This window comes from uncultured Nostoc sp. (genome assembly GCF_964245575.1).
Lineage (GTDB): Bacteria > Cyanobacteriota > Cyanobacteriia > Cyanobacteriales > Nostocaceae > Nostoc.
Window position 1 is genome coordinate 1 of the sequence record NZ_CAXTNP010000253.1, and the last position, 11,558, is coordinate 11,558.

Here is an 11,558-nt window from a genome sequence, read left to right on the forward strand (position 1 = left end):
TCTACTCCTAACTCCTGTACGCGATTAATCGCGTCTCTACTCCTAACTCCTGTACAGACGCGATTAATCGCGTCTCTAAAAACTTTTATGACTGAACTGCTGCAAAAAGTACGGGTAATTGACCCAGTTTCTAAAATCGATGAACTCTTTGATGTGCTGATTGCTGATGGTTATATCCAAGAAGTGGCTTCGCACATTACTGACATCAGCCCCGATACTCCAATCAGAGATTGTCGGGGATTAGTTATCGGGCCGGGGTTAGTGGATTTGTACAGCCACTCCGGTGAACCAGGGTTTGAAGAACGGGAAACCCTATTGTCTCTGTTACAATCTGCTACTGCTGGCGGCTTTACCAGAGTTAGCATCTTACCCAATACATCCCCAGCTATTGATAACCCTGCACTTGTGGCACAGTTGCAGCAAAAGAGACACGGGGAGATGAGGAAGAAGGAAAAAATTAATTTGGCTGACCCTGCACCTCAACCCTCTCCTTTCCCCCTGCTTCATCTCTGGGGTGCTATCACCCTAGATGTTGCTGGGAAGCAAATGACGGAATTGGCAGATTTAGCGTCTGCTGGAGTTGTTGGTTTTAGCGATGGTAAGCCCTTAGAGAATTTGGCGCTGGTGCGGCGAGTGTTAGAGTATGTCCAGCCGTTGGGAAAACCAGTAGCATTTTGGCCTAGCGATCGCCAGTTATCAGCAAATGGTGTAATGAGAGAAGGGGTAGATGCTCTGCGTTTCGGTTTACCTCCAATACCCGTCAGCGCAGAAACTACTGCGATCGCAGCTTTATTAGAATTAGTTGCAACCATCGGTACACCAGTCCATATTATGCGCGTCTCCACATCTCGCAGCGTGGAACTGATCGCTTCAGCCAAGGCTGCTGGTTTACCCATCACCGCCAGCACTACCTGGATGCACCTTTTACTTGATACAAAAGCAGTTAAGAGTTATAACACTAGCTTGCATTTAGACCCGCCATTAGGAAATCCGCGTGATGTGGCGGCATTGCGTGCAGGGGTGCGTGTGGGTGTGATAGATGCGATCGCTATTGACCACACACCCTACAGCTACGAAGAAAAAGTCCAAGCTTTTGCCGAAGCACCTCCAGGAGCAATTGGTTTAGAGTTAGCATTACCTTTGCTATGGCAATATCTCGTTGAAACAGAGGAATTTACAGCTTTAGAATTATGGCGGGCATTGAGTAGCAGTCCAGCCGAGTGTTTGGGGCAGAAGGTAAGTGCGATTCTACCTCATCAACTAGCAGAACTTACTTTATTTGATCCCCAGCAAACCTGGAAAGTCGAACGGAAAAGTCTTTATACACTTTCACAAAATACACCTTGGCTAGAGCAACAGTTGAAGGGTCATGTTGTGCAAACCTGGTGTTGAAAAATGTAAAACACTCTGAAATTCATAACTTTTTAGAGAGGTACTAATACATTGGTATTTCAAACTTATATGGCTGATAATTTGTTCCAATGATTTGAAACAAAGCTTGTGTAGCCTATTCATACCAATTCGCAATTCGCTTTTTTGCCCATTCGCAATTGATAAATTTAGATGCAGCAAGGCAATCCCTGCTTACATCTGTTGCCTTATTTTAGAGAATTGGTATTAAAACCACTGAATATAACCGATCCCTTGAAACACTCTTTTGTTGTATTTGCTTACGAAAACGCACCTAAGCTTTATTACTAAATTCTGTGATGCTAATGGTTAAAAAATTTTGATAATCATTGTTTTAAACTTACAGCTATTTTCAGGTAAATAGACCACGCGGTAGGGGCGCAATGCCTTGCGCCCCTACGACAGATGTAGTTCAAATACTTGAATTCTGCTGTAAGATAGATTTGCTCTTACTGCTTGAATTGTTAAATTAAGAATTGACGCTGACTTGGATGAAACTAATCTAAGTAATGCTAACCTCAGTGGGGCTGATTTAACCGATGCAGACTTAGGAAAGGCAAATTTAACGGGAGCAAATCTCAGCAAAGCTAATTTCACGAAAGCCGATCTAGAAGATGCAAATCTGACCAATGCTAATGTGACTGATACAATTTTTACAGGAGCAGACTTAGAGCGGGTAATTGGGTTGCGTCGCTGAGGTGCAATCGCTATTGATTACGCACCTATACCTAAGTCAGACTCCAATTCATGCCAATTCTGACGGCTGACATCTTTGTTCTTTTTTGTTAAACTTCTCTAGCGCCTGTATGTGAGGAAGTTAACGTTAAAAGATAGCCATCCGGCCCGGTCAAAGTAAATGAACTGTGGATTCTGCCTGTTTCAATTTCAGAAACAGTCAATCCCCACTTCTTAAAAGTATCTCTGGTGGCAAAAACATCATCTACCATCAGATCAAAAGGCGCATTGATTCCGGGAGCGATCGTCTCTGAACTTGTTCTCAAAACTAAGTGCGTTCCTCCCCGTAATTCTAAAACAGCTAATTGTTCTGATTGAGCGATCGGGCGCAGCCCTATCTTAACAAAAAAATCCCTAGCCTCTGCTACATTACTCACATATAATCTTACATGCCCAATTGCCACCGGAGGACGGGTATCCTTTTCTTTTGCAATAGTTTCTGGTAGTGACATAGGTTTAATCCAAAAATCTTTAGTTACCGTTTAACTCTGTTGACTTCAGCAGGTTTGCCATCTCCCAAATCAGCTTGGGCAAATTTATCTCAACATTTGATAAAGTATCAAGTTCTACTTTAGCATTTTGAAATTGTCCATCTAAAATATGTCCTCCAGTTTTCCGATTTCCAGTTATGAAATGAAAGTGATAGCCATTAAAGTTTACTCCTTGCATATATTTGGGTGTCCGAAAACCCACTAAAGTACTATTGACATTCCTTAACTCAAAAATCGATTCTTCTTTAATCACCTCTGCCAAAGGACGATAGGGTAGAGTTTATTTAGGAACAGTTCTAAATTTTAGATAAGGAAAAATACCTTGAATACGAATAGCATAAGGATAATTTTTAGTCGGTAAGCGCTGCTCCAATAATTGCTGCAATTGTTGATAATTAATCTATAGGACTCATATTTTATTTTTGAAAAAAAATCAGTACACCTTTATTCCTTCTTCCCAGTCCCCAGCGATGCACTGAGCGCAGTTGTTGTGTTCCCAGTCCCTAGTCTCTACGAGTAATTCAGGAATCAAATCGGATTGCTATACCCTTCTAGATTAATTAATATTTGTAGTTTAAAAAAGGTGACTGTAGCAAAAGGGCTTGTCATTGAATTAGGAATGACAGAGGTAACTCCATCAGCTTTTATTTGCTAAAATTTGCCATCTAATCCAATCATTTCTCCATTAAGATAATTTACTGTCCCCAAACCAAAATTACCGTATTTTTTCAACTGCGTAAAATTAGTATTTCTCTCATAAAGACCTATTGACTCAGATAAAAATCATTACTTTTGAATACTCCCGTAGTACGTAGTAATATCCATAGATGCCTGGAAGGCGACTTATCATAGAGTAGGAGGTTGACAGCGACTAGCTTACAACGTAGCAATAAATGCAAATTAATGAAACAAATCTTTTCGCTGGGTGCTTGATTCTTTTGTCTGTCTTGTGATAGTTTTCTCTCTACGTCCTCAAAAACACTATAATCCCATCGAATTACCGTAGTTTATTAAATATCATTAACTTAGTTGTATAGATTTGGGGTTAAGAAGGACTAGCTAAATCTATCGAGTTTATTCTTGTAGGCAGTACATTGTGAACCACCGATCTAGAAAATCATCTCTAAGCCAGGGCATTCTCTATGAGTAAAATACGTGCTGTGATTGTTGATCCGAATGTGGTTGGACGTTTGGCACTGAGTGAAGTGACTGCACCGAAGCCTGCCCCAGATGAGGCACTAGTCAGAGTGGCGGCGATTTCTCTCAATCGGGGAGAGGTGAAACGTTCAACTTCTGCTGAGGCTGGTTGGCAGCCTGGTTGGGACTTGGCAGGTGTAGTGGAAACCTCTGCTGCTGATGGGTCGGGGCCTGCCCAAGGGACGCGTGTAGTTGGCTTGCGCGGCGCCGGTGCTTGGGCAGAACTAGTGTCTGTTCCTACCAACGCCTTAGCAGAAGTACCGCCATCGGTATCCTTTGCTCAAGCTGCCACATTGCCTGTAGCGGGTTTAACCGCGTATCATGCTGTGCTTAAAGGCGGTTCGCTGTTAGGTCGCCCAGTTCTGGTTACAGCTGCATCAGGAGGTGTTGGTTACTTTGCTATCCAATTGGCACGACTGTCAGGGGCGCATGTCGTGGCATACATTCGTCAAGCTGGCTATGAGACTCTAGTCAAGGAAGCAGGCGCACAATCGGTGGTGATTGGCGAAGACCTCTCACCCGCCAGCGAGTATGGCCCCTATCATCTAATTGTAGAGTCAGTAGGTGGCAAGACTTTGGGGGTAGCCCTTGGCTTACTGGCACAGGATGGAAAAACTGTGCTGTATGGAGTATCTGGGGGAGCAGAAGTGACATTCAACGCTGCCCAATTTTTCGGGACTGGTGGCGTGAGTCTGTATGGTTTACGTCTGTTCGATGAATTGAGATTAGAATCAGCATCAGTTGGTCTAAAACGGCTTTTGAGTTTAGTAGAAGCAGGTCAGTTACGTCCTCACATTGATTTAGAAGCTTCTTGGACACAAATAGCTGATGTAGCCCAACAATTACTCGACAGGCGTTTTCCTGGCAAGGCTGTATTGCACATTTCCAATTGAGTATTAATAGATGGTATGGGGGATAGTACTGACTTATGGTTCAAGCTAGATCAGCTTGTAGCTGCTAGTAACCTCAAGATAGAACGCCCCAAAGGGACATCACATCCACGTTATCCATCCTTAATTTATCCGCTTGACTATGGATATTTACAAGAGACTCGCTCTGGAGATGGAAATGATATTGATGTCTGGATAGGTAGCCTGTTTAGTAAAACAGTAACTGCCGTTATTTGTGGTGTTGACTTGGAAAAACGAGATATAGAAATCAAGATACTTCTGGGTTGTACATCTGAGGAAAGTCGAGTCATTTTGGATATCCACAATATAGGCTCTCAATCGGCAATATTATTGGTTCGCAAGTAAATTACATTTTTGAAGGTAAGGTTGTATGAGTTTAGAACTAAAACTATCAGGTAAAACAGCGATCGTCACCGGAGGAAGTGCGGGAATTGGTTTAGCCACCGCCAAAGCACTCTATAGTGAAGGTGTGAATGTAGCGATCGCAGCCCGCAATCAAGAACGCTTAGATCAGGCTGTAGCTGACATCCAGTCCCTACCCACTCCTGGGGCTAAAGTTATTGCCATCAGCGCTGATTTAACTAAAGCAGAGGATGTTGAGAAAGTTGTCTCTACAACATTAGCCCAATTTAATCAGATTGATATCTTGATTAATAATGCAGGTTCAGCCCGTGCTGGATCTTTCCTGGAATCAACTGATGATTTATTTTTGGATGCTTGGAACTTAAAATTATTGGGCTATATCCGCCTAGTTAGAGCCGTCGTTCCCCATCAAAAAAGTCGCGGTGATGGCCGGATTGTCAATATAGTCGGCGGTGCAGGACGGACACCTCGTCCTAACTTTTTAGCTGGCGGTACAAGCAATGCGGCTCTGCTGAATTTCACAAAGGGCATTTCTAAAGAGTTAGCCGAGTACAAAATTCGCATTAATGCCATATCGCCTGGTGCTACAGCTACTGAGCGTGCCGAGACTTTAGCGCGGCAGAACGCCCAAGCGCAAGGGATTACCGTCGAGCAAGTAAAGGCGCAAAACATCCAAAGTATTCCTTTAAAAAGAATCGCCCAGCCAGAAGAAATTGCCGCGCTGGCGCTATTTTTGGTATCTGATTTAGCTGCATCGATTACAGGAACAGAGATTATCGTTGATGGCGGCTCTACTCCAGGTGTTTAGCAGCTTAAAGGAGCCAGAAGTCAGCAGATATTACCAATTTTAGATTTTGAATTTTGGATTTTGGATTGAAGGAAAAATCTAAAATCTAAAATTGTCAGATGACATTCTCCGATTGTTGCAAGCGTATGTAACATGTCCTGAGAACACAGTCCAGTGGCGTAGCCTTTTGGGACAACCGGGCTACTCAACATTATGCGATCGCATATATCGTCAGCGATACCATGCCGCACAACGAATAATCTACTTTGCAGAATCTAATCCTATGCAGTATGCCGATGCTTTATTAAAAAACAATAAGGCTACCTGGGGGTTTAAATGAATTCGTGGACTTGGTAATTCCCGAACTGCAACGCCGAGGAATATTTCGTACTGAGTATGAAGGCAGTACTTTGCGTCAAAATCTTGGTATGCCCCGTCCAGTGAACCAGTTCAGCACAAATACTGCTCCTGAACCTGTGAGTGTCGGTTCCTTGGCATAGTTTTGATTGAACAACTGGCAGTGTTTTTGAAGCGACGGCTTTGATTTCCTCAAACTTCATCTGGTTTGTTATTCCAGTGGTTTTAACAATACAATCAAGTCGTCTCTAAGGAAACTTTTTATCGTGTTGGGCATCCTGACAGTTCTTCTATCCTCCTTTGTTTTGACGTTTCACAACGTTACTGTCCGAGTTTTGTTTTCAGAACATCTCGTACTAGGTTTATTTTTAGTCGGTGGATACGTTAAACCGGATTTGCAGAATTCCTTCTTGCTGATGTTCATGCGAATGCTGCTGGTGGTTCCACTCATGGCATCTCTATCATTCAAGCTATATCCATCTGCTTGGACAGAACTCCAAGACTTGTTCACCCGCAAGCGCAGGGATGTTCTAATCCAAGCTCTTGGCTGTGGAGTGCTGATGTTTGTGTATATTGCCTCACTCTACATTGCTATTGGCTTGATTCCCACAGGTATTGCCTTGACCCTCTTCTTCACTTATCCCGTATTTACAGCACTGCTGTCTTGGAGGTTTTTTGGCGATCGCCCCACATTGTTCCGTTGGCTGGTAATGGCTATTATTTTGGTGGGAAGCGCTCTCACCATTCCTCAATCTTCTGCTACCTACAGCAGTCATACCATTGCGATCGGCATTTTTGCTAGTTTTGGCGCTGGGATTGTTTACGCCTTTTATTGCATCATTGCTCAAAAATGTTTAGAAAAATTCCATCCAATTCCCTTTACCTGGATCAGTTTTGCCTCCACTCTATTGCTTTCTGGTGTTAGCTTACTGTTCTGGCCAGCTAATAACGCCCAACTTGATTGGACACCTCTATGGATTGGTAGCATATTTTCCGGTCTTGTCAGCTTTCTCGGACACACTCTAAACAATGTGGGGATTCGGATGGTTGGCGCTTCTACCGCTTCCATAATCGGCTCTAGCAGTCCAGCATTGACGGCACTAGTTGCATGGATAACCATTAGCGAAACTTTAAACGTGATTCAAAGTGTGGGGATTGGTGTTGTCACATTGGGGATCGCGTTACTTAGTGCAGAAGGCTTTATTAAATCGCTCAAACTTAGGGGTTAAATTGGGAATTAAGATATGCCTTTCTCTGCTATCCTTTTTGATCTTGACGGAACTTTGACAGATCCTAAACCTGGCATTACTAGTTGTATTCAGTATGCGCTCTCTGAACTCGGTTACAAACCACCGAATGCTGATGAATTAAATTGGTGTATTGGCCCACCACTGAGAGAGAGCTTTTCGCAATTACTCACTACCTTGGATTGCACAGTAATTGAACAGGCGATTTCACTATATCGTCGTCGCTTTGCCACAATTGGATTATTTGAAAACTCCCTTTATCCTCAAATTTCAGAAGTTATAAAAGCCATTCGTTTTGCTGGTTATAAAACTTTTGTTGCAACTTCTAAACCATATATTTATGCGACGCAAATTATTGAATGTTTTGGATTAGCATTGCTTTTTGATGGTGTTTATGGTAGTGAAATTGACGGAGCGCGAAGCATAAAAGGTGACTTAATTCACCATATTTTATTAACAGAAAAACTTTCTCCATCTACTGTGATGATGGTAGGCGATCGCTCACATGACATCATTGGAGCCAAGCGTCATCGAATCGCCTCAATTGGTGTTACCTATGGCTATGGAACTGAGGAGGAATTGAAGGCTCATGGTGCTGATTTGATTGCCCATTCCCCAAGTGATATTCCCAGATTAATAATTCGTAAATAATGCCGCTATCATTAACGCTTTTCCATAGTTTACTTCTGTTTAGTACCGCTTTCGTTGCAGGCGGGCTAAATGCTGTGGCGGGTGGCGGGAGCTTTATCACCTTTCCAACTCTCATCTTTACAGGTGTACCCCCGATCGCAGCTAACGCCACGAATAATACCGCGATTTGGGTGGCTGCTCTAGCAAGTGCTGGAGCATATCGTCAAGATTTAAACATCAAGCGGCGAGATTTTTCACTTTTATGTGGTGTCAGTTTAGTTGGTGGCATAATTGGCTTGGTAGCTTTGTTATACACATCGCCAGATGTCTTTAAAAAGCTGATTCCCTATCTATTGCTGCTAGCAACGGTTGTATTTACCTTTAGCGAACCGTTCAAAAAGTGGTTGCAGCGTCAAAACCAGAATACATCGCCGGAATCTGTACCCTTGTTTAATTTGCTACTGGCTCAACTAGCGATCGCAATCTATGGCGGTTTTTTCGGCGCAGGTTTAGGAATTTTAATGCTGGCAACTCTAACGTTTTTAGGTATCAAAAGTATTCACACAATGAATGCTTTTAAGACCTTTTTAGGGAGTTGTATCAATGGTATTGCGATCGTTCCATTTATTTTTGCTTTGGCTCTGACATGGCTGGCTTTGAGCGGGTACTATTAACGTCTGGCAGATTGCATTTCTTGGCGTGTTGCAAGGAATAATTAACGCCTTCGATATTCCCACCCGACAGGCATTTTTACTAGAAACGGTCAGTAAGGAAAACCTCGGCAATGCGATCGCTTTGTACTCCTCCCTTGTCAGCATTTCGGTTATGCTTGGGCCTGCGATGCCTACGGCGGCAAGCTACGCAGGCTTGTTAATTGCGGCAGTGGGATCGGAGCTTTGTTTTCTGCTCGATAGTATCAGTTACATCGCCGTAATTATTGCCCTCCTAGCAATGCACCTTGCCCCCAAAAAAGTCGTTATTTTCACACGCAAACCTTTAGAAGAATTAAAAACTAGTTTTAAATATGCCTTTGGATTTTTGCCAATTCGATCAGTCTTGATTGGTTCGGCTTTAGTTTGCTGCGTCTGGGGATTTTATTTAGCTTTAGGGCCGATTTTTGCCAAGGAGATTTTGCAGGGCGGGCCTAACACCTTCAGCTTCTTGATGACAGCTTCCAGTTTGGGAACCTTAGCTGGTGGTATCTATTTAACAAAGCATAGCAATGTACTGGAATCGGGTAAAGTTCTAGCATTGGGTATATGTTTTATGGGAGTAAGCTTGATTGTCTTTGCCCTATCCCGTGTGTTCTGGCTTTCACTGCTTTCATTATTAGCGGCTGGTTTCGGCTTTATTTTGCAGATAATTGCCGGACGCACTTTGCTTCAGTTGTTGGTGAGCGATGAAAATCGCGGACAAATTACAGGTCTTTACGTTATGGCCTCTACAGGTGCAGTACCGATAGGCAATTTAATAGCTGGCGCACTAGCAAGCAAAATTGGTAGTAGCAATACTGTCATCTTTGGTGCAAGTATTTGTATTGCAGGCTCAATTTTCCTTATGCGGCAAATCTCCACCTTCCGTGATCTGGTTCGTCTGAATCTACGTACTGAAGCAGCTTAAAAGAAAAATAGTTCTGACTATTTAAAAGAGTGCATAATTAGCCATAAAACCAAAAATTGGTAAAAACAATGACTACTATAAATGACCCTACTGTTGTCGCTGAAGTAACTAATTTGTACCTCAAGTATGAAGAAGCTCTTTGTAATAACAATTTAGAAGTGATGGACAGCTTGTTTTGGAATGCACCCGAAGTAGTGCGGTTCGGCATCACAGAAAACCTTTATGGTGGTGATGAAATTCGTAACTTTCGCCAGAATCGACCAAGCCCAAAAATAGAGCGAGAAATCTTGAATCTCAAGGTTGTAACCTTTGGGAAAGATGCAGCAACAGTAACTTTAGAATTTCGCCGGATTATCAATGGTGTAGAGCGTTTCGGGCGACAAAGCCAGACTTGGTACAGGTTTACCGAAGGATGGAAGGTGGTTTCAGCCCATGTTTCATTATTGCCAGTGTGAGTTTCAAAACTATGACTAGTATTTTAGTTAGACAGGACTTACGCAACTGGCACAGGGCGATCGCATTTTGATAGTAAATACGTACTAAATAACAGTGTAAATTAATCTTATATATTGATGATTAAAAAAAATATTATTATTGCCCTCTCAAAGGTAATCGACTTGTTGATGATACGGCAGCCCCAGAAGACTATAAAAGAATTGAATTGTTATCTTGGGATAAAGAAGAGTTAAAATCAGGTAAAATAATTAACACTTCGGCTTTGCTCAGTGTTCAAGCCGAGCAAAGCCGAGGCTTTAAAATAAAAAAGTTCCCTCAAGCTAAAAAAGTGAAACTATTCCGGGTGAGTGTCGGAACCGACAGAACGGATTTTATCGCTACCAACGATTTATCTCAAGATTCTACGGAGGTTGTGCCATTCGTGTGTAAAGTGTGCTTCCGGCAGGCTAGCGCCAACGATGGAAGGTTGAGTCCTGTTCATAGAGAATTAAAGCAATTGACTGGTATTGAATCATGCCAATGTCGCAAGGGTCGTATTCAAAGAAATCATATTGCTTGTGCTATTTGAGTTTGGCTTCGACTCAAAAATTTAGCTTATAAAAGTGGTCAAACAATTTATAAAATCAAGCATGGATTGTTGTCAAATTATTTAGTTCAGCTACTATTACGTCCCGACGTAGCCATGTCTATAATTTAGTTGTTAGCCGCTCGCCGTGGCGTAGCTGCACCATCACTTGTGCCCGTTGCGTAAGTCCTGGGTTTTTAGGACGGGAGTACCAATATTGTTTACAAACTCTCTCTGGGAAAGAACTCCACGCGCGATCGCTTGCTATAATTGCATTGATAAATCGGATGCAAGTTGCTATTTTAGACATCTCGCAATCCGACCATTTCCTATTTTCTCTGCTTAGAGTGATAGAGCGCTAATCACGATTAAACAACCACAAAATTGTTTTTGGTTAGTGACAACCCACTCGAAAGTTGTGCAAATTGTACCTGACTAAAGGCGATCGCACTGCCATCTTGGTCAAAAAACAATGCACCTGTAACATCGTTGTAAATAAATCGCTGAGTGCTAGTGGTTGCAGATGCTCCGATGGTAAACTGATTTGTCTGAAGTAAACCGATTGATAACCCGCCACCAAAACCAGCAGCCGATACCTGAATGAGTTCATTAGTTGCGTTGAAGTTATAAATTCCATCAATGCCTTCATTGAAACTATTGAAAGCAAAGGTATCAGTACCAGCTCCTCCAAATAGGCTATCATTACCGTTGCCACCTATAAGGATATCATTGCCAAAATCACCGTTGAGGGTATCATTCCCATTGCCCCCCAGAATCAAGTCATCGTAC

14 protein-coding genes and 4 pseudogenes are annotated in these 11,558 nt (G+C 42.6%); 13 read left to right on the forward strand and 5 right to left on the reverse strand.

Annotation, left to right across the window (positions count from 1 at the left end; all coding sequences use genetic code 11):
* Positions 1-87 precede the first annotated feature (87 nt).
* Both ACFFAP_RS29725 and ACFFAP_RS29730 read left to right on the forward strand, forming a co-directional pair.
* On the forward strand, positions 88-1,392 hold the full coding sequence (locus ACFFAP_RS29725; protein ID WP_375514595.1) for a dihydroorotase: 1,305 nt from the start codon (positions 88-90) through the stop codon (positions 1,390-1,392).
* Between the two features lie 505 nt (positions 1,393-1,897).
* The gene (locus ACFFAP_RS29730; RefSeq protein WP_375514584.1) at positions 1,898-2,107 is read left to right on the forward strand and encodes a pentapeptide repeat-containing protein; all 210 of its coding nucleotides are present in this window, start codon (positions 1,898-1,900) and stop codon (positions 2,105-2,107) included.
* Between the two features lie 88 nt (positions 2,108-2,195).
* Here the strand turns inward: ACFFAP_RS29730 and ACFFAP_RS29735 are convergent, their stop codons facing one another.
* From ACFFAP_RS29735 to ACFFAP_RS29745, 3 genes and pseudogenes are all read right to left on the reverse strand, one after another.
* Complete coding sequence (locus tag ACFFAP_RS29735; protein WP_375514585.1) at positions 2,196-2,597, reverse strand: VOC family protein; 402 nt, start codon at positions 2,595-2,597, stop codon at positions 2,196-2,198.
* A gap of 19 nt (positions 2,598-2,616) precedes the next feature.
* A pseudogene (locus ACFFAP_RS29740) lies at positions 2,617-3,021 on the reverse strand (acetolactate decarboxylase).
* A gap of 266 nt (positions 3,022-3,287) precedes the next feature.
* The gene (locus tag ACFFAP_RS29745; RefSeq protein ID WP_375514596.1) at positions 3,288-3,404 is read right to left on the reverse strand and encodes an acetolactate decarboxylase; all 117 of its coding nucleotides are present in this window, start codon (positions 3,402-3,404) and stop codon (positions 3,288-3,290) included.
* A gap of 374 nt (positions 3,405-3,778) precedes the next feature.
* Here ACFFAP_RS29745 and ACFFAP_RS29750 point away from each other — a divergent pair, with 374 nt between their 5' ends.
* The 11 genes and pseudogenes from ACFFAP_RS29750 to ACFFAP_RS29800 all read left to right on the forward strand — a co-directional run bounded on the left by ACFFAP_RS29750 (position 3,779) and on the right by ACFFAP_RS29800 (position 10,772).
* Positions 3,779-4,726 (forward strand): zinc-binding dehydrogenase, encoded by a 948-nt coding sequence (locus ACFFAP_RS29750; RefSeq protein WP_375514586.1) that lies wholly within the window; start codon positions 3,779-3,781, stop codon positions 4,724-4,726.
* A 15-nt stretch (positions 4,727-4,741) separates the two neighbouring features.
* Positions 4,742-5,089, forward strand: a complete 348-nt coding sequence (locus ACFFAP_RS29755) for an Inorganic pyrophosphatase (RefSeq protein ID WP_375514587.1) — start codon at positions 4,742-4,744, stop codon at positions 5,087-5,089.
* A gap of 25 nt (positions 5,090-5,114) precedes the next feature.
* Positions 5,115-5,915, forward strand: a complete 801-nt coding sequence (locus ACFFAP_RS29760) for an SDR family oxidoreductase (RefSeq protein WP_322649148.1) — start codon at positions 5,115-5,117, stop codon at positions 5,913-5,915.
* A 94-nt stretch (positions 5,916-6,009) separates the two neighbouring features.
* Positions 6,010-6,118 (forward strand): annotated as a pseudogene (locus ACFFAP_RS29765) (TauD/TfdA family dioxygenase); the annotation flags it as partial.
* A gap of 96 nt (positions 6,119-6,214) precedes the next feature.
* Positions 6,215-6,394: pseudogene (locus ACFFAP_RS29770) on the forward strand (nitrilotriacetate monooxygenase); the annotation flags it as partial.
* A gap of 123 nt (positions 6,395-6,517) precedes the next feature.
* Positions 6,518-7,480 carry a DMT family transporter gene (locus tag ACFFAP_RS29775; RefSeq protein WP_375514588.1) on the forward strand — a complete coding sequence of 321 codons (963 nt, stop codon included), beginning with the start codon at positions 6,518-6,520 and terminating at the stop codon, positions 7,478-7,480.
* A 15-nt stretch (positions 7,481-7,495) separates the two neighbouring features.
* Complete coding sequence (locus ACFFAP_RS29780) at positions 7,496-8,149, forward strand: HAD hydrolase-like protein (RefSeq protein WP_375514589.1); 654 nt, start codon at positions 7,496-7,498, stop codon at positions 8,147-8,149.
* Positions 8,149-8,802, forward strand: a complete 654-nt coding sequence (locus ACFFAP_RS29785) for a sulfite exporter TauE/SafE family protein (RefSeq protein ID WP_375514590.1) — start codon at positions 8,149-8,151, stop codon at positions 8,800-8,802. Before ACFFAP_RS29780 ends, ACFFAP_RS29785 begins: the two co-directional genes overlap by 1 nt.
* A gap of 25 nt (positions 8,803-8,827) precedes the next feature.
* Positions 8,828-9,748 (forward strand): MFS transporter, encoded by a 921-nt coding sequence (locus ACFFAP_RS29790; RefSeq protein WP_375514591.1) that lies wholly within the window; start codon positions 8,828-8,830, stop codon positions 9,746-9,748.
* A 68-nt stretch (positions 9,749-9,816) separates the two neighbouring features.
* A complete protein-coding gene (gene hpxZ / locus ACFFAP_RS29795) occupies positions 9,817-10,203 on the forward strand; it encodes an oxalurate catabolism protein HpxZ (protein WP_375514592.1) in 387 nt (128 codons plus the stop codon).
* Positions 10,204-10,409: 206 nt separating this feature from the next.
* Positions 10,410-10,772, forward strand: coding sequence for a hypothetical protein (locus tag ACFFAP_RS29800; protein ID WP_375514593.1), 363 nt, complete (start codon positions 10,410-10,412; stop codon positions 10,770-10,772).
* Positions 10,773-10,890: 118 nt separating this feature from the next.
* Here ACFFAP_RS29800 and ACFFAP_RS29805 read toward each other — a convergent pair whose 3' ends face one another.
* Both ACFFAP_RS29805 and ACFFAP_RS29810 read right to left on the reverse strand, forming a co-directional pair.
* Positions 10,891-11,079: a hypothetical protein gene (locus tag ACFFAP_RS29805; RefSeq protein WP_375514594.1), complete on the reverse strand. Its 189-nt coding sequence runs from the start codon at positions 11,077-11,079 to the stop codon at positions 10,891-10,893.
* 58 nt (positions 11,080-11,137) lie between these two features.
* Positions 11,138-11,558, reverse strand: a pseudogene (locus ACFFAP_RS29810) (calcium-binding protein); the annotation flags it as partial.

Excerpts from the sequence above, each read along its gene's own strand:
- ACFFAP_RS29785 (WP_375514590.1), top strand. The coding sequence starts at position 8,149 with ATGCCGCTATCATTAACGCTTTTCCATAGTTTACTTCTGTTTAGTACC.
- ACFFAP_RS29805 (WP_375514594.1), bottom strand. The coding sequence starts at position 11,079 with ATGTCTAAAATAGCAACTTGCATCCGATTTATCAATGCAATTATAGCA.
- hpxZ (WP_375514592.1), top strand. The coding sequence starts at position 9,817 with ATGACTACTATAAATGACCCTACTGTTGTCGCTGAAGTAACTAATTTG.
- ACFFAP_RS29750 (WP_375514586.1), top strand. The coding sequence starts at position 3,779 with ATGAGTAAAATACGTGCTGTGATTGTTGATCCGAATGTGGTTGGACGT.
- ACFFAP_RS29735 (WP_375514585.1), bottom strand. The coding sequence starts at position 2,597 with ATGTCACTACCAGAAACTATTGCAAAAGAAAAGGATACCCGTCCTCCG.
- ACFFAP_RS29755 (WP_375514587.1), top strand. The coding sequence starts at position 4,742 with ATGGGGGATAGTACTGACTTATGGTTCAAGCTAGATCAGCTTGTAGCT.
- ACFFAP_RS29760 (WP_322649148.1), top strand. The coding sequence starts at position 5,115 with ATGAGTTTAGAACTAAAACTATCAGGTAAAACAGCGATCGTCACCGGA.
- ACFFAP_RS29780 (WP_375514589.1), top strand. The coding sequence starts at position 7,496 with ATGCCTTTCTCTGCTATCCTTTTTGATCTTGACGGAACTTTGACAGAT.
- ACFFAP_RS29725 (WP_375514595.1), top strand. The coding sequence starts at position 88 with ATGACTGAACTGCTGCAAAAAGTACGGGTAATTGACCCAGTTTCTAAA.